We start from the raw sequence: 21,984 nt of genomic DNA on the forward strand, positions 1-21,984 counted from the left end.
GGGTGATTGAGGCGCTGGCGGGGGTGAACGGGGAAGAGGTGGCCGCTGCGTTGGCTGCGGTTTGCGTTGCTGTCCCTCACCCGTCGACGCCACCGGCGTCCTCTCGGACGCCGCTGCCGGGCCCTGGAAGTTCCCCGCAGATCGTCTCCGAGGTGGAGTGGGTTTGAAGCCGTTCTGCAGGCTTGCATCGCGTGTGACCTGTCGAGTCCCCTCCCGGATGGGAGGGGGCTGGTTGGTGTCTGATGGCGTGTGAGGTGCTTGGGTGCAGACCTTATGTAGATGGCTGACACAAGATTTGACCAACTATGCGTTACCCGTCTTTACAGGTCATCACATGTTCGACACCCTTCCGCCGTGAGAAGCGCACAATGCGCTCTCGATATCGCTACGGGGGCCTTTGGCGCTCCCATGCAACATGCGCGGAGGAACGACATGGTGAAGATTCCCGAAGGGCTACGCGGCGACCTGGCCGAGGCGGTCGCGCAGGAGAACTCCCTCTGGGGGTCGAAGAAGAGCCTGGTCGTTGCCTCTGGTGCCCTGCGTGACGACGAGCGCGTGCTTGCCGCGACGACGACGTTCCGCAAGCAGGGCAACGTGAACCAGCAGGGAGCGCTGATCGTCACCGACCAGCGGCTGCTGTTCGTCCACGCGCGGGCGTTCGCCTCGGCGACGGAGGAGATCCCCCTGGCGAACATCTCTGGAGTCGTCGACCGCAAGGGCCTTCTCCAGGGTGCCATCGTCGTAACGGGGGCTGGCGGCATCACGACCAGCTTCAGCAACATCACCAAGGATCGTGTCGGGCCGGTGATGGAAGCGATTCGCTCCCACCTCCGTGTGCCGGGGAACGCGACCGTCGCGCCTACTGGGGCCAGCCCGGACTCGGCGGATCAGATCAGGAAGCTGGCCGAGCTGCGGGATGCCGGCATCTTGACCGAGGAGGAATTCACGGCCAAGAAGCGGCAGATCTTGGGGCTGTAATCGGGAGGGCGGCCGGGTCGGTGGCTCTTGCACGACGCACGGCGCAGGCGCAAACCTGTGCCATGCCGAGGGGTGGTATGCGATCTACCTCGGGGGAAGGAAACAGCCCTAATCTGTGTCCCTCCGATAGCAATTTGAGGACGTGCCGGACGAGGCGAACTTGGGCAAGTCGTTGCGGAAGAAACGGATCGTTTGATCCGGTGGCTGGGGATTTTGTAGTTCGTTGACCGCTGACTCGGAAGCGATCAAGCAGAACCTCTTGATCAAGGGAGCCTGGCCTCCTGAACGGAGCAGTTCAAGCGAACCTTCATATCGCCCCGCTTTGTACATCCAGTTGTCGGCCAGGAACTCGAAGGACGGCTGTTGAGGTTTGTCCTGGCTGACAATAAATGGGGCAGGATCGCCCCCCCAGTGATTATTGACTGTGTCCGTATTCAGGTCGTAGTACCATGTGACACTCTCCCTCCAATAAAATGCCGGCTGCTTCGAAGCAGGTATGGAGCCAGTAAGGGTGAGCTGCAGGCGCGCGTTACGGATTACTACGACATTCTCGCTCTTTAACCTCGTTGACACGGTCGGCTGAACGTAGAACCGCACGCCGTTGCCGTGCTTCTCAAGGCGAAGAAGGTGGGGAAGTGTCACATCGACGTTGGGCTGGCGCTGTAGCTGGGCAAAATTGTAAAGCGAAATGATCAAGGCGACCACAGCTGCAGCTGTAGCAGACCATTTGTGCACGGCATCGAATTGTCGTCTCCTGCGAGACCTACTCGGCCTCTGCGTAACATCTTCCATTCCCCCATTCTGCCCGGAAGGCGCAGTTTCCCGTCTGCTGAGTTACTCCGTATGGTCCGCTAAAATGATGTCCCCCGAGCTGGTACTCGCGCCGCCAGGTCCGTCGCAAAGTGTCGTGCCTGTGCAGCCCGGTGCAGCGTGAGCGGCTGTCCCGCTGGGGAGCTGTGCGCGTGGGCACGTCGCCGGTTACAGGGACTTGGGGCTGGAGCTGCCCGTACGCTGGCTTGGCGAATCGGGCAGGAAATCGGCGTGTCCGTTGTAGTGCCTGGTTGCCAATGTGTGGACTTGCGCGCCGGAGCCGGGCGGCCCCGACCACCTGGGTGAAGGGCCAGTGCCGGGCGAGGTGGATGGCGGCGGTGGCCGGTGGTGACGAGCTGGGCGGCGGCCGGGAAGAGCCGCAGCCGCAGGCGTTCGGGCTCCCAGAGCCCGGCGGCGCCTGAGAGGGCGAGCATCGGCATCCAAGCCGGCAGGTCCAGGGCGATGGAGGCGATCTCCAGTCGGATCTGGATCTGGGCGGCGTCATGGAGCGGGAGGTTGCGTAGGCCGGTGGCGCGGGCGGCGCGGACGCGGTCCTCGGCGCGGGCGCGCTGTCGGTGCCGCAGCTCCAGCGCGGCGCTGCCTCCGGCCACCCGGCGCGGGTGCCGGACGCCGCCCACGAGGTCATCATGGGACCATGACGGAGCTTTTCCCACCGATGCCGTTGGCGGAGTGGCGGGACACCAAGGAGACCCTGCACCGCTTCGAACAGATCGTCGGCAAGATCCGCCTGGCGGCGAGCGCCCGGCGCAACCACTGGTGGAACGTCCCGTTCCATGTCACGGGGCGGGGCATCACCACGCGTCCGATGGGTCAGGTCGACGGGAATCCGATCTTCACGATCGACTTCGACTTCGTCGACCACCGGCTCATCGTCGCGACGCTGGACGGCGAAGAGCGGTCCTTCCCGCTTCTGGGCCAGTCTGTCGCGTCCTTCCACGACGCGACCCTGGCCGCTCTGACCGCGCTGGGCGTCCGGGTGGACATCGCCATTCCCAGGCCCTTCGACCTGCCCGACGCCGACCGGCCGTTCGCCCAGGACACCGAGCACGCGACCTACGATCCGCCGGCCGCCAACCGCTACTGGCGGGTCCTGAGCCAGGTGGCGTCCGTGCTGGAGGAGTTCGCGGCGGGCTACTCGGGAAAGACCAGCCCGGTGCACCACTTCTGGCACACCTTCGACATCGCCCACAGCCGGTTCTCCGGGCGACAGATCGACCAGCCTCGGCAGGCCGACCCGGTTACCCGGGAGGCGTACTCCAGGGAAGTGATCAGCTTCGGCTTCTGGTTCGGCGACGACACCTTCACCGAGCCCGCCTTCTACTCCTATACCGCCCCCGAGCCCGCCGGCCTGGCCGGGGAGTCGCTCAGCCCCGCCTCCGCGCGGTGGGTCACGCGCGGCGACAACCACCTGGCCGTGCTGCGCTACGACGCGGCCCGCGTCGAGACCGATCCCCGTGCCGCCGTCCTCGCCTTCTACGAAAGCGCCTACCGGGCCGGGGCCGGACGCGCCGGATGGGACGTCGCGACGCTCGCGTGCCCCGGAGGCATCACGGACGTGGTCCGGCGGATCTGACTCCCGGTCCGGAAAGTCCGACGATCGAGCGCGGTCAGTGGAGCTGCCGCTCCCAGTCCCCAGGGACCTTGTCCCCGGAGTGGGCTGGAAAGGGTGTCCCGCCTCGGGCGCGTGCTCCGTTCGGTGCTGCAAGGGTGAGGAACTGCGGCGCCGCGAGGCGTGCGTTGCCCGCCATGCACTCCGCGCGGCCTTCTCCACTGGGAGTGGCGGCCGGATCGAGGCCTGGGGTCTGGGCGCGTGGCACGAGGGATGCCTCCCTGATGAGGCTCCGTCGTCAGGTTTCGGTGCCGGTGCGCGCCAGGATGCCTTTGAGCAGCCCCGTGGCCTGGCCCACCTCGATGAGGTAGCCGTCCGGATCGCGCATATAGCAGCGCAGCTCGGCGCGGCGGTCGATGGGCGGGGTGAGGAACTCGGCCCCTTTGGCGCTCGCCGTGGCGTAGAAGTCGTGGATGTCCGCCACCCGTACGTTCAGAAAGCTGGAGACGGTGTGGGGGTTCTCCGGTGTGCGCAGGACGACATCGGGTTTGTCGTCGGTGGGCCCGCCGCCTGGGTTCATGATGATCCAGCTGTTGGCGACCTTGACGATGCAGGGGTTCTCATCCAGCACCACCCTTCCACCCAGTATGTCGGCGTAGAACGCGCGCGAGCGAGGGACATCGCTGACCGTGAGGAAGTGCGTGAGCACCAGGCCCTCGGCCGGTGCGGGAAGGTCGTCGGCTGTGGCGCCGGCAGACGTGACGTCGGACATGTGTCGAGCGTATGGCGCGCATGGCCGTGCGGCATTCTCGGCCGGTGCGCCTCTCGTGGGCTCCATCGGTTTCCGGTGGGGTGTGAGGCCGCGGACCTGGTGGCGCGGCGCATCCTGCTTCACAGTGGCGCCATGAGCGATCACTCCGAAGCGTCTGTCGTGCCCGTCGAGGCCTTTGAGCCTCCCTACTACGTGGCCGTCTTCACCTCGGTGTTCACCGAGGACCCGAGCGGCTACGGGGAGACCGCCGCACGCATGGAAGACCTGGTGAAGGACGTCCCCGGGTTTCTGGGGATGGACCACGCGCGGACTCCCGGTGGGCTGTCCATCACGGTCGGGTACTTCCGCGACGCCGACGCCCTCACGGAGTGGCGGAGCAATGCCGAGCACCGCGCGGCGCAGAAGCGCGGGCGAGGCGAGTGGTACCAGAGCTACACGCTGCACGTGGCGAAAGTGGAGCGCAGCCACGGGTTCATGCGGGCGTAGGTGCCCGTGGATCCCCGCGGACGGAGACCTCGGGGACCCGGCGCCTCGTCAGCCGGCCTGGTCCAGCGCGCTCTGCAGGGACTGCTTGTAGCCCTGGCTGGTGTAGGTGGCTCCGGACACCGAGTCGATGTTCGCGCTCTGCGCTGCCAGGGTCTCCCGGTTGAGCTGGGGGATCGCCGTGGAGGAGATCTCCTGGCTCCTCGGCGCGGACGAGGGGGACTGGACGGCGGCCGCATCGGTGATCTTGCCGCCGGTGAGGGTGATCCGTACCTGGACGGGACCGTACTTCGTCTGGACGGTGCCACCCGTGACGGTTCGCGTCGTGGGTGCGGCGGGTGCGGCCGACGTGGTCTTCGGAGCGGAGGGGGCGCTGCTGGTCTTCGCCGGTGCCGCTGACGAGGAGTGCGACGCCCGCGCGGTCGGGGAGGAGGACGCACGCTTCTTGGCCGTCTTCGTGGGGGAGGCCGACGCGGACGACGAGAGCGACGGCGAGGGTGAGGAGGACGGGGAGGCGATCACCGCGCCAGGGGAGGTGGAGGCCGTGTCGCCCTGGGCGAGCGCGGGATCCGTGTGCGGCTTGAGGGCGAGGAGCAACACCACGGTGGAGACGGTGGCGGCGCTGACCAGCACCAGTTGTCGCAGGGGATGCCTTTTCCTCATGCCTCTCTCAGCGCTCTTCTGGCCACCGTTGTCACAGGGGTGCCGGTTTCGGGGGTTCCAGGATCAGAACTCGAAGGATTCGTGGTGGATGCGGCGGTCGGGTACACCCGCCGCGCGCAGCGCCGCGTAGGACTCCTCGGCGAGGCCCGGCGGCCCGCACACGTACACGTCGTGCAGGGCGATGTCCGGCAGGATCCTGCGCAGCAGCTTCGCGGTGATGGCGGGCCGCCTGCCGTCGGCGCTGTTGACCGCGTACAGCAGCTGGGCGTGGCGGGCGTCCGCGATCGCCTCCAGTTCGGCCCGGAGCGCCAGTTCCTCGGCGGTACGGGCCCGGTAGAGCAGCGTCAGGTCTCCGGGGCCGCCCGGCAGGGTTTCGAACAGTGCCCGCAGGGGTGTGATGCCCGCGCCACCGGCCAGCAGCAGCACCTTGCCGCGGCTGCGGCGGGCCGCCGTCATCGCGCCGTACGGGCCCTCCGCCCACACCCGTGTGCCCGGCCGGAGCCCGGCGAGCGCGCGGCTGTGTTCGCCGGCCGCCTTCACGGTGATCCGCAGCAGGTCGGGGCGGGGTGGAGCCGAGAGCGAGTACGGGTTCGCGCTCCATCGCAGTCCCTTGGTCAGGAACCGCCAGCGGAAGAAGTGACCGGCCTCCGCGCCGAGCCGGTGGAGCCGTCTGCCCCGGATCAGTACGGAGACCACGCCGGGTGCCTCCTGTGTCACCGACTCGACCCGCATGCGGTGCCGGAGGTTGAGCCGCACCGGGACCAGGACCCGGTACCAGAGCACGAGGGCGCCGACCACGACGTAGAGGGCGTACCAGGCCGTGCGGGCGGTGGTGCTGTCGACGAAGTCGCCACCGGTGGCCAGTTGGTGCCAGAAGGCGAGGTAGACGGCGATGTAGGTGAGCAGGTGCAGGTAGTACCAGGTCTCGTAGCGCATGCGGCGCCGTACGACGCCTGCGGAGACGAAGCCGATGAGGAGCAGGATCAGCGTGCCGACCGTCGCCTTGATCATCTCGGGGTAGCCGGTCACGACGGAGACGGTCTCCGGCACGATGCCGGTGCCCCCCTGGAGCGCGTACCCGTAAAGGGTCAGAAGGACATGGGCGATGGTCAGGCACAGCGCGTAGCGGCCGCTCATCGCGTGCCAGCGTGTCACCCGGTCCGAACCCACCCGGCGTTCGAGGGCGGGGACGCGTGCCATCTGCGCGACGGTCAGGGCGATCACGTAGCCGGCGAGGAGCCCGAAGATCCGGCCCGCGTTGGTGAGCCGGTCAGCCGTGGTCGCGGCGACGGCGGGGGTGTTGTGCCACCACAGCCAGAGGACGGCTGCCGCTCCGGCCCAGGCGAGGGCGAGAAGGGGTATCGCGGGGGAGCGCCGTGGGCGGATCCGGCGCATGGCCTGTCGTCTTCCCGCCCGGCTGTGCCGGATCGTGGTCAAGGCTGGTTTCCTTCGGTCGCCTGATGCCCAGGCACCCTACATCGGCCGGAACCCTTCACAACATGGCCGGAAGTTTTGCATCAGGTATGCGCAGTCGCACTTCTTCAGAGGGCCGGTTCCCGGATTTCGGGTGACCGCGTTGGCCGGAAACGACGAGTCGGTGCCGGGTGTCGTACAAGCTTGCGGTTTCACCGGCTCGACCTAGGAGACAGCGAATGGAAGCCATCCCACCCCTCAGGCCCGGCGACGGCACCGGGCAGTCCCACCGAGATGACCGTAGTTCTCACCACACCCGACGGCACGCTCCGGACGCCCGTCTACTCCAGCGCGACCGTCGCCTACTCACCACGCGAGGTCGATCTCTCACGTCAATTGATCAGCCGTTTCACCGCGGGCACCGCCACGCCCGCCCTCATGACCGAGTGGTGGGAACAGCGCCGGCCGGCCGAAGTCCTCCGGTCCCGGGAGCGGGAGGAACTGCTCGCGTTCTGGCTCGCACGTGCCTGACCGGCAGGCCCCGCGCCATCAGGTGGCGGCGAGGGTTCGCGCGTCCGGGCCGGTGCTCAGGCGGAGTTTGGCGAGCGCGAAGTCCCTGTTCGCGACGACTCTTTGGCGGTGTTCCTCGGGAAGCTTCCCGCCGTCCAGGAGCTTCTCGCAGCACTCCAGCGTTTCGCGGTACTCGCCCGTCCAGTAGGACGCCACGGCCAACTCGTCCAGCGCCCGCCATTCGTACCAGCTGTGCTCCAGGAACAGGATGTCCGGCGGCATCGGGATCTCGACCGCGCGCCGCGCGAACAGGTAGGCGAGCGGCCAGCGTTCCCCGTCCGTGCGGCACAGGCGGGCGAGTTCGCCGAGCGGTTCGGCCCGGGTGGGCCGGGCCTCGTGCGCCTCCAGGAAACGGGTCATGACCTCGGGCGTCCGGCGCTTGAGCGTCACCGCGAGCCGGGCTGCGTAGAGCTTGGCGCAGAACACCTCCTCGGCGAAGCCGCCCATGCCCGCGCGCCGGTCGTAGGCGGCGAGCGCCTTCGCGGGTTCGTCGGCGTCGCGCCAGCTCTGGGCGAGGTAGAAGGCGTAACGGGTGTTGTCCGGCTCCTTGCGGAGACCGTCCTTGAGGATCGCGGCGTCGCGGAGGTACTTCTCCCGCTGGCTGCCGGTCAGGCGCCCGCCGCCGCCCAGGATGACCATGCGCGCGCCGTCGAGGGTCGCCCGGCTGAAGCGGGTGCCGCACTCCAGGTACTCGTGCAGGACGCCGACGTACCGCCAGGGGAGACGGGTCGAGACCATCGTCGAGCGCCAGTGGACGATGGGGCCGTGGCGCACCTCGAAGTCGTAGCACTCGTGCGTCAGTTCCGGCATCGTGAAGCCGGGGGCGGTCTCGATGACGTCGTCGGCGTCGATGAACAGCAGGTAGTCGGCTCGCTCCCGCGCCAGGTCGATCGCCTCGGTGCGGCTCAGGTCGAACCCCTTCCAGGGGCTCTCGTGCAGTTCCCCGGGCAGGTCGGCGAGCGTCTCGCGGATGATGTCCTGGGTGCCGTCGGTCGAGCCGGTGTCGAGGATGACCCAGGTGTCGACAAGCGGGCGCACGGATTCGAGACAGCGCCGAATCACATGGGCCTCATTCTTGACGATCATATTGAGGCAGACCGTTTTCATGACTTTTTCTTTTCTGTAATGAAAAGGATCGAGCGGCGACTTTACCGGGCTGAAGAACCCCCTGCAAGGAACACCGCCGTGGCTTTACCTCCATACAGGTGACGGCCGTGACCCGCCTGCCGATCCGGTTGCCCGCGGCTGTGTATAAGTGGGCAGTTCCTGACCCCGGCATGGGAGATTCTCATGGTCATCACCGCGCCGCTTCCGTCGCCACGCGACGAAAAACAGAGCGTCGACACGGCGGATTCCGGCTGGCGCCGGGCCGGCCTGTGGCTCTGGCCGTTCGTCCTCACCTTCGGCCTGACCTGCTACGGACTGACCGACTCTCTGCTCGGCCGCGACGAGCTGGTCACCTGGGACATGGTGAACCGCGACACCGGCCAGATCCTCGCCACCCTCCGGAACGTCGACGCCGTGCACGGAACGTATTACCTGCTGATGCACCTGTGGGTGGGTCTGTTCGGCGATTCCGTCATTTCCCTGCGGCTTCCCACCGCATTGGCCGTGGCGGGAGCCGCGTCCGTCACCGGTCTCATCGGAGACCGGCTCTTCGGGTACCGGGCCGGAATTCTCGCCGGAATTCTCTTCGCGGTCGTGCCGGCGGTGAGCCGCTATGGGCAGGAGGCCCGCAGCTACGCGCTGGTGGTGTTCGCCGTCTGTCTGGCGACGCTCCTGCTGCTCCGGGCGCTGGACCGCCCGCGCAGCCCCTGGCGATGGGCCGCCTACTCCCTCACGCTGGCCGTCGTCGGACTGCTCCACCTGATCGCGCTGTCCGTCGTGCTCGCCCATCTCTGCCTGCTGGTGCCCCAGGCCCGGCGGAACCGCTCCCTGTGGTGGAAGTCCGCTCTCGCCCTGCTGGCGGTGGCCGTCTGTGTCACCCCGGTCGTCCTGCTCGGGAGCGCGCAGGTCCAGCGCCAGCTGTACTGGGTGCCGAAGCCCGACGGCTGGGCGCTGACGTCCCTCATGCGCGACGTCTTCGCCTCCGCCCCGTGCGCCGGAGCCCTCATCACCCTCGCCCTGCTGGCCCGCTCACCGCGCAGGCCGGCCCTGCTCATGTGCGGCGCCTGGGCCCTGCTGCCCGTCGCCCTCGTCTGGTGCGCCTCGCAGGGCCGGGTCTCCTACTTCCGGCACGTCTACGTCCTGTTCACCCTTCCGGCCTGGGCGCTGCTCGCCGGTGCCGGGCTCGCCGCGCTCGCCCGGTCCCGGAGGGCCACGGCCGTCCTCGTCGTGGCGCTGGCGGTGCTGACGCTGTCCGACCAGAAGGAGATGCGGAAGCCGTTCGAGCACGACGTCCCCGTGCCCGTCGACTACAAGGCGGCGGCCGACCTGGTCCGTCGGGGCCACCAGCCCGGGGACGCCGTCGTCTACGACCGTGAGAACACCTGGAAGCTCGACGGCGGGGTCCAGTACTACCTGCCCCGTGGCCTCGGGATGCGCGACGTCTTCCTGGCGAAGGCCCCGGTCGCGATCAACGACCTCTACACGGTCCAGTGCTCCGTACCGGTCCGGTGCCTCCGGGGTGAGCGGCGCATCTGGCTGCTGTCCCAGGGGACCGACTTCCCCTTCGGCGCCATCAACCCGGCGCAGGCGAACGCCTTGCAGAGCCGGTACGAGCTCTTCAAGAGCACGCCGGTGACGGGGATGACCGTGAGCCTCCTCGTGCTCAAGAACGAGGGCGGGGTCCGCGGCCGGTGACGCAAGGGGTGTCCGAGTGGTCTTCGCCGACCGCTCGGACACCCCTTATGCGTCGTTCACCGGACCGGCGGACTCAGTGGCTGAGCGCCGGGACGGGCCACGGTCAGAGGGTGATGTCCCGTCCACCGTTGACCGCGCCGACTGCCGGCTGGTAGTTGACCTCGACCCAGGGGTCGTCGCAGGTCAGGTCGGCCGGGTTGCTGCTGAGGTTGACGGAGCAGGTCGTCTCCCAGACCTGCCCCGTGGTGGTGAGGGCGTCGATCTTGATGGGTTCGCTGTTGCCCGTCCCCGGGGTGAGCCCGTTGATGGAAACGGCGCAGGGGGTGCCGATGGGGAACCCTTGCGGGTCGTTGCCGCCGTCGGGGTAGTCGGCGTTGTTGCTGAGGTCGGTCCACAGGAAGGGCCGAGGGGAGCTGCCCCGGAGGTCGTGGACGCCCGCGTACACGATTCCACCGGTCAGGGCGGCGCGGAGCTCGTAGGCGCCGTTGTTCTGCTGGGCGTCGATGTCCGAGCAGGGGCCGGGGGTGCCCGTGGCGCCGGTGGCACCGGTGGCTCCCGTGGCGCCGGTGGCGCCGTTCTCCCCGTTCTCGCCGGTGGCTCCCGTGGCGCCGGTGGCGCCGTTCTCCCCGTTCTCGCCGGTGGCTCCCGTGGCACCCGTGGCACCCGTGGCGCCCGTGGCACCCTTGGGTCCGGTCGCGCCGGTCGCGCCCTTGCAGTGGTCCTTGTCGTGGCCGCCGTAGACGGTGACGTGCGACGACCCGTACCTCGAGTGGTCGTCGCACTTGTCGCCGCCGCCGGCCACCGTGTGCTGACCCACGCTGCGCGCCGAGGCGAGGGCGGGGCTGGCCACGCCCGCCGCGAGGACCAGCGCGAGCGAGGCCACCATGCCGGCTTTCCTGAACCCGTCTCGCGCCACCGGCCCGAGAAGTGAAGAGGTCCTGTACTCAGGACTCATTCGTTTGCTCCTTGTGTGCACCGGTTCGGGCAGTTCCCGAAACCCGGGGCGATCATGGGGCAGATGTCCTCGCGGTTGTGGCAAATGCAACCGAAACACGGCCGTTTGTCCATGGCTTGGACCAATCCGCACACACGGATGGCGCACTCCGCGCCTCCCGGGGCGGGAGCGCGGGGGACACGGGTGGGCCCGGGCGCTGAGCGTCCGGGCCCGTGGCGCACCCCGTCAGGGCGTGGCGTGTCTCATGCCGCGAGGGCGTGGCCGGGGTGCAGTACGACCTTCGTATAGCCCTCGATCCGCTTGTCGAACTTCTCGTACGCCTCCGGCGCCTGGTCCAGCGGCAGTTCGTGGGAGACCACGAAACTCGGCTTGGCGCGCTCGGCGATGATCAGGTCGCGCAACTGGCGGTTGTACCGCTTGACGTTGCACTGACCGGTGCCCATCTTCTGGCCCTTCTCGAACATCCTGCCGATGGACACCAGCAGTTGGCCGTGCTTGGCGTGCTCGTCGGGGGCACCGGGGTCGGAGGGCACGTACAGACCCGGTACGCCGAGCCTGCCGGTCGCCCGTACCGTGTCGACGAGCGCGTTGAGGACGACGGCGGGCTCCTCGTGGCTGGCGTCGTGCGCCTGGGCCTGGTAGCCGACGGCGTCCACGCCCTTGTCGGTCCCCTCGCCGCCCATCTTCTCCTTGATCTGCTCGGCCGGGTCTCCCTTCGTGAAGTCGATGGCGATGGCGCCGATCTCCTCCGCCTTGGCGAGCCGCTCGGGCACCCGGTCGACGGAGAACACCTTCGACGCCCCGCGCAGCAGCGCGGAGTAGGCGGCCATCAGCCCCACCGGGCCGGCGCCGTAGACGGCCACGCTCTCGCCGGGGGACACCTGGGCGAGTTCGCATCCGTGGTAGCCGGTCGGGAAGATGTCGGCGAGCAGGATGAAGTCGGTCTCGAACTGCTCACCCGGCGGCAGCTTCAGGCAGTTGAAGTCGGCGAAGGGCACGCGCATCCGCTCCGCCTGGCCGCCCTTGTACGGCCCCATTGCCACATATCCGTAGGCCCCGCCGGCGAAGCCGGGATTGACCGTCAAACAGAACCCGGTCTCCCCGGCAAGGCAGTTCTTGCAGAATCCGCAGGCCACGTTGAACGGCATCACGACCCGGTCTCCCTCGGAGAGGGAGGTCACACCGCTGCCGACCTCCTCGACGATGCCGAGGTTCTCGTGCCCGAACACGATCCCCGGCTCCGCGGCCGTACGGCCTTCGTACATGTGCAGGTCCGACCCGCAGATCGCGGACGACGTGATCCGTACGAGGACGTCGTTCGGGTGCTGGATCTGGGGATCGTCGACGTCCCTCACGGCCACGCTGAAGGGCTTCTCGTAGACGACGGCTTTCACCTGGGTCACCTCCGCGTCGAACGCTCGATGACGGCGGCGACGTACCGGCCGCTCCGGGGGACGCACGCGGGGGGCGCACACGAAGTGCCGGCTCCCGGCTCGTGCCGCTTCGGCTTGGGTGCTCTCGCTTCGCCGCCGGTTGGTTCCAGTACCTCCAGAAAACGCCCGTGCCAGGAGGCCTGCAACCCGCGGCGGACGGGCGCTCCGGAGCGGCGCGGCGGGCGGCCTTCCGGACGGGCTGGGCGGGCTGCATCCGTTCGTACGGTCCGGGCGTCTACGCCGGTATGGATGTGGAGAAACCGCCACCCGGCCCGTCGCCGTCGCGGCCGTCGCCGTACGGTCCGTCGTCGTACGGTCCGCCGCCCGAGGGGTGCCTGGTCCGCGCGATCCGGCTGCCCGTGCGGATCGTCGTGCTCGTGCTGGTCCTGCCCGTGCGGATGCTGTGGGACGCGCTCGTCGTCGGCGGGCGGTTCGCCCGCGACACCGTGCTGCGGCCGCTCGGGCGGGCGGCGGCCGTGCTGGGGTGGGCGCTGTTCGTCTGGCCGTGGACGGCGCTGTGGCGGTACGCCGTCGTACCCGTCGGCAGGGTGCTCGGCCTGCTCGGCCACCTGCTCGTCGTCGTGCCGCTCGCCTGGCTGTACCGCCGGGTGCTGACCCCCCTCGGGCACGCCCTCGCGTGGGCGGGGCGGGGGACCGCCGCCGCGCTGGCCTGGCTGTACGCGCGGGTGCTCACGCCGGTCGGGCACGCTCTGGCCCTGCTGTTCCGGGCGATCGCGCTGATGCTCGCCGCGGTCGCCGCCGGGGTGTACGCGGGCCTGGCGTGGCTCGTGCGCCGGCTCGTCGTCGTCCCCGCCCGGTGGCTGTACCGATGGGTCCTCGTGCCCGTCGGGCGGGCGGCCGCCCGGTGCGGGCGCGGGCTGTGGTGGCTCGGGACCGCGGCCGTCAGCGGTGTCGGGTTCGTCCTGCACTGGATCGTCCGTGTGCTGCTCGTGCTGCCCGCGAGCGCGGTGTGCCGCTGGGTGCTCGTCCCCGTCGCCCGGGCGCTCGCCGTCGTCGCGCGCGAGGTGGGGGAGGCCCTCGGGCACGCATGGCGGGTCGCCGGGCGGATCTCGCTCGCCGTCGGGCGCTTCCTCGGGACTCTCTTCCGTTGGATCCTCGTGGAGCCGGTGCGATGGGTGTACCGCACCGTCCTCACGCCGGTCGGGCACGTCGTACGGGACACCGTGCTGCGGCCCGCCGCCGCGGCCGCGCGCGCCGTGGGGCGAGCCACCGGGCAGGCCCTGGCCGCCGCCCGCCGGACCGTGCGGCAGGCCCGCGCGGACGTCCGCAGGGCGCTGTTCGGCGAGCCCCGGCGACCGCGGCCGGCGGCCCGGCGGGAACCTCCGGTCCGCGAGACACGTACTCTTGGTAGCAGTACGACCGCTCTCACGAAGGACTGAACGACACTGGGCAAGCGACAGCCCGAAGGCCCGCCGCCCGCACCCGCGGTGCAGCGCATCCGACTGCGCTACACCAAGCGCGGCCGCCTCCGGTTCACCAGCCACCGTGACTTCCAGCGCGCCTTCGAGCGTGCGCTGCGCCGCGCCGAGGTGCCGATGGCGTACTCGGCGGGGTTCACGCCCCACCCGAAGGTGTCGTACGCCAATGCCGCACCCACCGGCACGGGCAGTGAGGCGGAGTACCTGGAGATCGCGCTCACCGCGCCCCGCGACCCGGAGCAGCTGCGCGTCCTCCTCGACGAGTCGATGCCCGCCGGGCTCGACATCGTCGAGGCGGTCGAGGCCCGCACCTCGGGACTCGCCGACCGGCTCACGGCCTCCGTGTGGGAGCTGCGGCTGGACGGCGTGGAACCGGCCGAGGCCGGGCACGCGGTCGCGGCCTTCAACGGAGCCGGGACCGTCGAGGTCCAGCGTCTGACCAAGAACGGCATGCGCACCTTCGACGCCCGCCCCGCGGTCGTGAGCCTGGAGAGCGCCGCAACACAGAGTCAGCAGGCTGATAGGCCGACCGAGCAGCCCTGTGCGATACTGCGGCTGGTTGTTCGGCACGTGACGCCTGCCGTACGACCCGACGACGTCCTGTCCGGTCTCCGCGCCGTGGCCGACCTGACGCCGCCGGTCCCCGCAGCGGTGACCAGGCTGGCGCAGGGGCTGCTCGATGAAGAGACCGGCACCGTGACCGACCCGCTCGCACCCGACCGCGAGGCAGACCCGGCCGCCCCGGCCGCTTCAGTAGGGGCCGCCGACACCGCCGCCGCGAAGGCGCCGGCTTAGGGAAGGTTCCGTAAGGACGGACGCCGAAGCGCCGCCCTCGTACTCGGGAGCCACCTGGGTCGGGCAGCGCACCGACCACAAGACTTTCGCCAGGCCGTAAGCGACAAGGCGTACGGAACCGGCGAGACAGGACACAGAAAGCTCCCGTGCGGCGCCCGCGCCCCGGACGGCGGCACCGCGCATCGCGCGAGCCGCGGACGTCACCGGCCATCCCGCCGGACCAGGCGCGGCGCCCGGGAGCCTGACGGGAGATACGCCCGCATGCTCGAGCCGATCGAACCCACCGGGTCCAAGACGGACTCCGAATCGAACACCCCCAGCGACACCCTGCCGCCGCGTCGCCGGCGCCGTGCCGCGTCCCGCCCGGCGGGCCCGCCCGTCGCCTCCTCCGAGGCCACGGCGGAGGTCACCGCTCCGGCCATACCGGCCGCCGAGTCCGCCGACCTCGCGGACGACGCCGCGGACCGGGCCGCCGAGGCGGAGCCCGTCGCGGCCACCGGGACCGTCGAGGGCGCCGAGGGCGCCTTCGCGGCCGAAGCCGCCGAGGCCCTCCAGACCGAGGAGGGCGAGGAAGTCCAGGAAGGCGAGGAGGGCGAGGGCCAGGAGGCCGTGGCCGCCGAGCCCGCGCCCACGCGTCGTACGCGCCGCCGGGTCGCCGTGCCCGCCGGTACGCCGAAGGGCGCCCAGGGCGAGGCCGCCGCCGAGACCGTGGTCCCGGTCGCCGACGAGGCACCGGCCGCCGCCGAGCCCGCCGCCGCGTCCGTGGAGGCGGCGACGGACGAGGACGCCGCTCCCCGGCGGACCCGCCGTCGTGCCACGCGCCGAGTCGCCGCGCCCGCTGCCTCCCCTGCGTCCGCCGAGACCCCCGAGACCGCCGAGACCCTTGTTCCCGCCGCCGCGCCGAGCGCCGCCGCGGAGAGCGGGGCGCAGGAGGCCGTCGGCGCCGCGTCCGCCGAAGCCGCGGCCGAGACCGCGGCCGAGGTCGCGCCTCCCGCCCGTACGCGCCGCCGTGCCACCCGCCGGGCGGCCGCGCCCACCGGAGCGCCCCAGCAGACGGAGCCCGGCGAGTCCGCCGAGCCCGTCGTGTCCCCGGAGGCCGCCCCGGCCGCCGAGGCCGCCGTGGGCTTCGCGCCGAAGTCCGCCGAGTCCGCCGAGCCCGCTGCGCAGCAGCCCGCCGAGAGCGGCGAGGCCGCCGCCGAGGAGACGGCCCCGCGCCGGACCCGCCGGCGCGCCACGCGCCGTGTGTCCGCGCCCGCCGAGGCCGCCGCCGGTCAGGAGTCCGCCGCCGAGGCGGCGCCGGAGTCCGCCGCGGCCGTGAGCGAGTCCGCCCAGGCCGCCCCGGCGGCCGCCACCGCCGAGCCCGTCTCCGAGGCGCCCGCCGAGGCGAAGGCCGAGGCTCCCGCCGCCGAGGAGGCCGCCGAGGAGGCCGCCCCGCGCCGCGCCCGGCGCCGGGCCGTGCGGCGTGCCGCCACCGGCTTCGCCGAGCCCGGGCGGACCGGCGGCTCCGCCGAGACCGAGGGCGAGGGCCCGCGCCGCCCGGCGCGTCCCGCCGTCGCCGTGTTCCAGGCGCCGGTCTTCGCCGAGCCGCAGTTCCAGACCCCGGAGCGGGCGGCCGCCGCTGCCGCCGCCCAGGTCGAGGAGCCCGAGGTCACCGAGGAGCCCGAGGTCACCGAGGCGCCCCGCAAGGAGCGGGCCGGGCAGCCCGAGCAGGGCGAGCAGGGCGAGCAGGGCGGCGCGCGCCGACGCCGTCGCCGCCGGGGCGCCGCTTCCGGTGAGGAGCCCGAGGCCGAGACCGCCGAGACCGCCGCGGAGGACGAGGAGGCCGAGTCGGCCGAGGAGGCCGCCGACGGCGATGACTACGAGGACACCGGTTCGCGCCGCCGCCGTCGCCGCGGTGGCCGTCGCCGCCGCCGGGGCGAGTCGCAGGACGCCTCCGGTGACGAGGAGGCGGAGGAGTCCGAGGAACTCGCCGCCGAGCAGGCCGAGCAGGACGCCGAGGACACCGCCGAGCAGCTCGAGGAGGACGAGGAGGGCCGCGAGGCCGACCAGGAGCAGTCCTCCGGCGGGGGTTCCAGCAGCAGCCGTCGCCGTCGCCGTCGACGCCGTCGCGCGGGCGACTCCGGCGGGGAGGGCGAGCCGTCCGTCGACGACCCCGAGCGCACCGTCGTCAAGGTCCGCGAGCCGCGCAAGCCCTCCGAGCCGTCCGACGAGGTGCAGTCCATCAAGGGCTCCACCCGTCTGGAGGCCAAGAAGCAGCGCCGCCGCGAGGGCCGTGAGCAGGGCCGCCGCCGGGTGCCGATCATCACCGAGGCCGAGTTCCTGGCCCGCCGCGAGGCGGTCGAGCGTGTGATGGTCGTCCGCCAGTACGGCGACCGCACGCAGATCGGCGTCCTGGAGGACGGCGTGCTCGTCGAGCACTACGTCAACAAGGAGCAGTCGACCTCGTACGTCGGCAACGTCTACCTGGGCAGGGTGCAGAACGTCCTGCCGTCGATGGAGGCCGCCTTCATCGACATCGGCAAGGGCCGCAACGCCGTCCTGTACGCGGGCGAGGTCAACTTCGAGGCGCTGGGCATGGCGGGCGGGCCGCGCCGCATCGAGGCCGCCCTGAAGTCCGGCCAGTCCGTGCTCGTCCAGGTGACCAAGGATCCGATCGGGCACAAGGGTGCGCGTCTGACCAGCCAGGTCTCCCTCCCGGGCCGCTACCTCGTGTACGTGCCCGAGGGCTCGATGACCGGCATCAGCCGCAAGCTGCCCGACACAGAGCGGGCCCGGCTGAAGACCATCCTCAAGAAGATCGTCCCCGAGGACGCGGGCGTCATCGTGCGCACCGCCGCCGAGGGCGCGAGCGAGGACGAGCTGCGCCGGGACGTCGAGCGGCTGCAGGCGCAGTGGGACGAGATCAAGAAGAAGGCCAAGAGCGGCAACGCGCCGACGCTGCTGTACGGCGAGCCGGACATGACCGTCCGGGTCGTGCGCGACATCTTCAACGAGGACTTCTCCAAGGTCGTCGTCAGCGGTGACGACGCCTGGGAGACCATCCACGGCTACGTCTCGCACGTCGCGCCCGACCTGGCCGACCGGCTGTCGCGGTGGACCTCCGAGGTCGACGTCTTCGCCACGTACCGGATCGACGAGCAGCTCGCCAAGGCGCTGGACCGCAAGGTCTGGCTGCCGAGCGGCGGTTCGCTGGTGATCGACCGGACCGAGGCGATGGTCGTCGTCGACGTCAACACCGGCAAGTTCACCGGTCAGGGCGGCAACCTCGAGGAAACGGTCACCCGGAACAACCTGGAGGCGGCCGAGGAGATCGTGCGCCAGCTCCGGCTGCGCGACCTCGGCGGCATCATCGTCATCGACTTCATCGACATGGTCCTGGAGTCGAACCGCGACCTGGTGCTGCGGCGCCTGCTGGAGTGCCTGGGCCGGGACCGTACGAAGCACCAGGTGGCCGAGGTGACGTCGCTGGGCCTGGTCCAGATGACCCGCAAGCGGGTCGGCCAGGGCCTGCTGGAGTCGTTCTCCGAGACCTGCGTCCACTGCAACGGCCGCGGTGTCATCGTGCACATGGAGCAGCCGGCGGCCGCCGGGAACGGCGGCAAGCGCCGCAAGCGCGCCCGCGCCGGTGCCGAGGTGCCGCACGAGCACGAGGCCGTGGAGGCGGCCGAGACCGCGGAGGAAGAGGCGGAGCGCGAGGCCGAGACGGAGGCGGTCGCGGAGGTCGCCGCGCCGGCCGCGACGCCCGCGCCGGTTCCGCTGCCGGAGGCCTTCGCGCCGGACGAGGAGCTGTACAGCAGCGTCGCCGAGGCCGAGGCCGCGGCCACCCGTGGCCGTTCGCGGCGCCGGGCGACCCGGCGGGTGTCGGCTCCCGCGGGCGCGCCGAAGGCCGGTGCCGACGGGGCCGGTCCGGCTCCGACGGCGCAGGAGGTGACCGCCCGGCAGGAGGCCGAGCGCCCGGTGCGTCCGGAGCCGGCCGAGGAGGCCAAGGCCGAGCCCGCGGCGGTGGAGGACCCGGTCGTCGCCGCCGCGCGTGCCGCGGCCGCTACCGCGGAGGCTCCGGCCGCCGAGGAGGCCGCGCCCAAGGGCCGTACGCGCCGTCGCGCGACCCGCAAGGTGTCGGCGCCGGCCGGTTCCCCGACGGGGGCCGAGGCGGCCGTGGTGACGGTGCCCGAGTCCGCGCCGCAGGCCGAGGAGGCCGCCCCGGCGGCCGGGCAGGCGGAGCAGGCCGCACAGCCCGAGGCAGTCGCGGAGAGCGCCGCCCCGGCCCGTCCGCGGCGCCGTGCCGTGCGCAAGGCCACCGCGCCGGCCGCGACCGAGGAGACGGCCGTCGTGGTCGTCCCGTCGGCTCCCGAGGCCGAGGGCGTCACCGCCCAGGAGCCCGGTGTCCAGGAGGGCGCCGAGGCGGCCGGGGCCGGCGAGGAAGCGGCTCCGGCCAAGAAGACGGCCCGCAAGGCCGCCAAGAAGGCCACGGCGAAGAAGGCCGCGACCAAGAAGACGGCGGCCAAGAAGACCGCCGCCAAGAAGGCCACGGCCAAGAAGGCGGCGAAGACCGCCAAGACGGCCACGGCCGCGAAGAAGTCGGCGTCGAAGAAGACCGCGGCGGCGCAGCAGACGCTGCCCTCGGTCTCGGCCGCCACCGACGAGGGCTGACGTCCGTCGGCCCCGGGGTGTGCGTGCGGTCCGCGTGACCGGACGCACACCCCGGGGGCCCGGCCCGGTTTGACCCCCTCGGCCGTGGCCCCGTAACCTGGACCGTCGGCGTGTCACTGAGCGCGCCACATCCCCGTAAACCTCTTCCTCCCGGACACGGTGTTGGCCGGGAGAGGTCGCCCACGCATGTCGGGCGGCTGGACTGCGGGGGTGCCGTTCCCGAGCGAGAGAGTGAGATCCGCGTGTACGCCATCGTGCGCAGCGGTGGTCGCCAGCACAAGGTTGCTGTCGGCGACATCGTTGAGGTTGACAAGATTTCCACCGCCAAGGTTGGCGACACGGTCGAGCTCTCGACCCTGCTCGTTGTCGACGGCGACGCTGTGACCAGCGACCCGTGGGTGCTGGCCGGCATCAAGGTCCAGGCCGAGGTCGTGGACCACCACAAGGGCCAGAAGATCGACATTCTGCGCTACAAGAACAAGACCGGCTACCGCCGTCGTCAGGGCCACCGCCAGCAGTACACGGCGATCAAGGTCACTGAGATCCCCACGGCTGCGAAGTAAGGGACTGAGAACAGATGGCACACAAGAAGGGCGCATCGTCCACCCGGAACGGTCGCGACTCCAACGCCCAGCGGCTCGGCGTGAAGCGCTTCGGCGGTCAGGTCGTCAACGCGGGTGAGATCCTGGTCCGCCAGCGCGGCACCCACTTCCACCCCGGCGCGGGCGTCGGCCGTGGCGGCGACGACACCCTGTTCGCGCTGCAGGCCGGTGCGGTGGCGTTCGGTACCCACCGTGGCCGCAAGGTCGTGAACATCGTTCCGGTCGCCTGAGTCGCCTGAATCCCAGGGCTCAGACCGAACGTCTCGCGAGGCGGACCTCACTTCCCGGGTGGGAAGGCGGGTCCGCCTTTCGCGTGTTGTCACCCCGTAGTAGATCCACACGTTTCTGGAGGCACTCACCATGACCACCTTCGTGGACCGCGTCGAACTGCATGTCGCCGCGGGTAACGGAGGCCACGGCTGTGCCTCCGTCCACCGTGAGAAGTTCAAGCCGCTGGGCGGACCGGACGGCGGCAACGGCGGGCGCGGCGGCGACGTGATCCTCACCGTCGACCAGTCCGTCACCACGCTGCTCGACTACCACCACTCCCCGCACCGCAAGGCCACCAACGGCAAGCCCGGCGAGGGCGGCAACCGTTCCGGCAAGGACGGCGAGGACCTGGTCCTGCCGGTGCCGGACGGCACGGTCGTCCTCGACAAGGCGGGCAACGTCCTCGCGGACCTGGTCGGCCACGGCACCTCGTTCGTCGCCGCGCAGGGCGGCCGGGGCGGCCTCGGCAACGCGGCGCTGGCCTCGGCCCGGCGCAAGGCACCCGGGTTCGCGCTGCTGGGCGAGCCGGGGGACCTGCGGGACATCGTCCTGGAGCTGAAGACCGTCGCCGATGTGGCGCTGGTCGGTTACCCGAGCGCCGGCAAGTCCTCGCTGATCTCCGTGCTGAGCGCGGCGAAGCCGAAGATCGCCGACTACCCGTTCACGACCCTCGTGCCCAACCTCGGTGTGGTGACGGCGGGTTCGACCGTCTACACCATCGCCGACGTGCCGGGCCTGATCCCCGGCGCCAGCCAGGGCAAGGGCCTGGGCCTGGAGTTCCTGCGGCACGTCGAGCGGTGCAGTGTGCTCGTGCACGTCCTGGACACCGCGACCCTGGAGTCCGACCGCGACCCGGCCTCCGACCTCGACGTCATCGAGGAGGAGCTGCGGCAGTACGGCGGGCTGGACAAGCGTCCCCGTATCGTCGTCCTCAACAAGATCGACGTGCCGGACGGCAAGGACCTCGCCGAGATGGTCCGCCCCGACCTGGAGGCGCGCGGCTACCGCGTCTTCGAGGTGTCGGCGGTGGCGCACATGGGGCTGAAGGAGCTGTCGTTCGCGCTGGCCGACCTCGTCGCCAGGGCGCGGGCCGCCCGGCCGAAGGAGGAGGCGACGCGCATCGTCATCCGGCCGAAGGCCGTCGACGACGCGGGCTTCACGGTGACCCGCGAGGAGGACGGGCTGTTCCGGGTGCGGGGCGAGAAGCCCGAGCGCTGGGTGCGGCAGACCGACTTCAACAATGACGAGGCCGTCGGCTACCTCGCCGACCGCCTCAACCGCCTCGGTGTCGAGGAGCAGCTGATGAAGGCGGGCGCCCGCGGCGGCGACGGCGTCGCCATCGGCCCCGAGGACAACGCGGTCGTCTTCGACTGGGAGCCCTCGGTGACGGCGGGCGCGGAGATGCTCGGCCGGCGCGGCGAGGACCACCGCTTCGAAGAGGCCCGCCCGGCCGCCCAGCGCCGCCGCGACCGCCAGGCCGAACGCGACGAGTCCGAGCGCGAGTACGACGGCTTCGAGCCGTTCTGAGCCGTCCTCAGCCGTTCTGAGCCGTGCGAGGCGCAGGACGCACGCCGTGACATGAGGGGTGCCCCCGCTTCGGGGGTACCCCTCTTTGATCAACACCCGGGAAAATCGCGCTCCCTTCCAGAGCAACCCCGTCCCTCTCCGGCGAGTCGTACTGGGCACCGCGGCGGGATCTCGCGCCTCCGCGGCCAAGTCCCCCGCAGATTCCCGGAGTCGATGTGTCCAAGACCGTTCCGCAGAGAACGCGCCGTACCG

At 71.1% G+C, this 21,984-nt stretch carries 18 protein-coding genes and 1 pseudogene; 11 read left to right on the forward strand and 8 right to left on the reverse strand.

All coding sequences use genetic code 11. The features are described 5' to 3' along the window. Positions 1 to 432: 432 nt before the first annotated feature. On the forward strand, positions 433 to 978 hold the full coding sequence (locus ACIQ9G_RS01740) for a PH domain-containing protein (RefSeq protein ID WP_403604720.1): 546 nt from the start codon (positions 433 to 435) through the stop codon (positions 976 to 978). A gap of 108 nt (positions 979 to 1,086) precedes the next feature. Here the strand turns inward: ACIQ9G_RS01740 and ACIQ9G_RS01745 are convergent, their stop codons facing one another. Both ACIQ9G_RS01745 and ACIQ9G_RS01750 read right to left on the reverse strand, forming a co-directional pair. Next, the gene (locus ACIQ9G_RS01745; protein ID WP_403604723.1) at positions 1,087 to 1,683 is read right to left on the reverse strand and encodes a hypothetical protein; all 597 of its coding nucleotides are present in this window, start codon (positions 1,681 to 1,683) and stop codon (positions 1,087 to 1,089) included. A 373-nt stretch (positions 1,684 to 2,056) separates the two neighbouring features. Next, positions 2,057 to 2,384 (reverse strand): annotated as a pseudogene (locus ACIQ9G_RS01750) (transposase); the annotation flags it as partial. Between the two features lie 59 nt (positions 2,385 to 2,443). On the opposite strand from ACIQ9G_RS01750, the gene ACIQ9G_RS01755 reads away from it, so the two are divergent. Continuing rightward, the gene (locus ACIQ9G_RS01755; RefSeq protein ID WP_403604726.1) at positions 2,444 to 3,382 is read left to right on the forward strand and encodes a DUF5996 family protein; all 939 of its coding nucleotides are present in this window, start codon (positions 2,444 to 2,446) and stop codon (positions 3,380 to 3,382) included. A gap of 274 nt (positions 3,383 to 3,656) precedes the next feature. Here the strand turns inward: ACIQ9G_RS01755 and ACIQ9G_RS01760 are convergent, their stop codons facing one another. Further along, positions 3,657 to 4,130, reverse strand: coding sequence for a VOC family protein (locus ACIQ9G_RS01760; protein ID WP_403604729.1), 474 nt, complete (start codon positions 4,128 to 4,130; stop codon positions 3,657 to 3,659). Positions 4,131 to 4,262: 132 nt separating this feature from the next. On the opposite strand from ACIQ9G_RS01760, the gene ACIQ9G_RS01765 reads away from it, so the two are divergent. Then, on the forward strand, positions 4,263 to 4,616 hold the full coding sequence (locus tag ACIQ9G_RS01765) for an antibiotic biosynthesis monooxygenase family protein (RefSeq protein WP_403604732.1): 354 nt from the start codon (positions 4,263 to 4,265) through the stop codon (positions 4,614 to 4,616). A 48-nt stretch (positions 4,617 to 4,664) separates the two neighbouring features. Here the strand turns inward: ACIQ9G_RS01765 and ACIQ9G_RS01770 are convergent, their stop codons facing one another. Then, a complete protein-coding gene (locus ACIQ9G_RS01770) occupies positions 4,665 to 5,276 on the reverse strand; it encodes an FMN-binding protein (protein WP_403604735.1) in 612 nt (203 codons plus the stop codon). A gap of 63 nt (positions 5,277 to 5,339) precedes the next feature. Further along, positions 5,340 to 6,671, reverse strand: coding sequence for a ferric reductase-like transmembrane domain-containing protein (locus tag ACIQ9G_RS01775; RefSeq protein WP_403606714.1), 1,332 nt, complete (start codon positions 6,669 to 6,671; stop codon positions 5,340 to 5,342). 312 nt (positions 6,672 to 6,983) lie between these two features. Between ACIQ9G_RS01775 and ACIQ9G_RS01780 the strand changes: the two genes are divergently transcribed. Continuing rightward, the gene (locus ACIQ9G_RS01780; RefSeq protein WP_403604738.1) at positions 6,984 to 7,220 is read left to right on the forward strand and encodes a hypothetical protein; all 237 of its coding nucleotides are present in this window, start codon (positions 6,984 to 6,986) and stop codon (positions 7,218 to 7,220) included. An 18-nt stretch (positions 7,221 to 7,238) separates the two neighbouring features. Here ACIQ9G_RS01780 and ACIQ9G_RS01785 read toward each other — a convergent pair whose 3' ends face one another. Further along, the gene (locus ACIQ9G_RS01785) at positions 7,239 to 8,345 is read right to left on the reverse strand and encodes a glycosyltransferase (protein WP_403604741.1); all 1,107 of its coding nucleotides are present in this window, start codon (positions 8,343 to 8,345) and stop codon (positions 7,239 to 7,241) included. A 204-nt stretch (positions 8,346 to 8,549) separates the two neighbouring features. Between ACIQ9G_RS01785 and ACIQ9G_RS01790 the strand changes: the two genes are divergently transcribed. Next, positions 8,550 to 10,061, forward strand: coding sequence for a glycosyltransferase family 39 protein (locus ACIQ9G_RS01790; protein WP_403604744.1), 1,512 nt, complete (start codon positions 8,550 to 8,552; stop codon positions 10,059 to 10,061). 103 nt (positions 10,062 to 10,164) lie between these two features. Here the strand turns inward: ACIQ9G_RS01790 and ACIQ9G_RS01795 are convergent, their stop codons facing one another. Beyond that, positions 10,165 to 10,947, reverse strand: a complete 783-nt coding sequence (locus tag ACIQ9G_RS01795) for a hypothetical protein (protein WP_403604747.1) — start codon at positions 10,945 to 10,947, stop codon at positions 10,165 to 10,167. A gap of 311 nt (positions 10,948 to 11,258) precedes the next feature. After that, positions 11,259 to 12,410, reverse strand: coding sequence for a glutathione-independent formaldehyde dehydrogenase (locus ACIQ9G_RS01800; RefSeq protein ID WP_403604750.1), 1,152 nt, complete (start codon positions 12,408 to 12,410; stop codon positions 11,259 to 11,261). A gap of 284 nt (positions 12,411 to 12,694) precedes the next feature. On the opposite strand from ACIQ9G_RS01800, the gene ACIQ9G_RS01805 reads away from it, so the two are divergent. From ACIQ9G_RS01805 to obgE, 6 genes are all read left to right on the forward strand, one after another. Further along, entirely contained in the window at positions 12,695 to 13,849 is a 1,155-nt protein-coding gene (locus ACIQ9G_RS01805) for a hypothetical protein (protein ID WP_403606717.1), read from the forward strand. A gap of 48 nt (positions 13,850 to 13,897) precedes the next feature. Further along, a complete protein-coding gene (locus ACIQ9G_RS01810; protein ID WP_403604753.1) occupies positions 13,898 to 14,683 on the forward strand; it encodes a TIGR03936 family radical SAM-associated protein in 786 nt (261 codons plus the stop codon). Between the two features lie 261 nt (positions 14,684 to 14,944). After that, complete coding sequence (locus ACIQ9G_RS01815; protein ID WP_403604756.1) at positions 14,945 to 19,333, forward strand: ribonuclease E/G; 4,389 nt, start codon at positions 14,945 to 14,947, stop codon at positions 19,331 to 19,333. A gap of 242 nt (positions 19,334 to 19,575) precedes the next feature. After that, complete coding sequence (gene rplU / locus ACIQ9G_RS01820; RefSeq protein WP_003990208.1) at positions 19,576 to 19,896, forward strand: 50S ribosomal protein L21; 321 nt, start codon at positions 19,576 to 19,578, stop codon at positions 19,894 to 19,896. A 14-nt stretch (positions 19,897 to 19,910) separates the two neighbouring features. Further along, positions 19,911 to 20,165 carry a 50S ribosomal protein L27 gene (rpmA, locus tag ACIQ9G_RS01825; protein WP_171107435.1) on the forward strand — a complete coding sequence of 85 codons (255 nt, stop codon included), beginning with the start codon at positions 19,911 to 19,913 and terminating at the stop codon, positions 20,163 to 20,165. A gap of 130 nt (positions 20,166 to 20,295) precedes the next feature. Further along, complete coding sequence (gene obgE / locus ACIQ9G_RS01830) at positions 20,296 to 21,732, forward strand: GTPase ObgE (protein WP_403604761.1); 1,437 nt, start codon at positions 20,296 to 20,298, stop codon at positions 21,730 to 21,732. Positions 21,733 to 21,984: the final 252 nt, after the last annotated feature.

This window comes from Streptomyces sp. NPDC096152 (genome assembly GCF_044763235.1).
Taxonomy (GTDB): domain Bacteria; phylum Actinomycetota; class Actinomycetes; order Streptomycetales; family Streptomycetaceae; genus Streptomyces.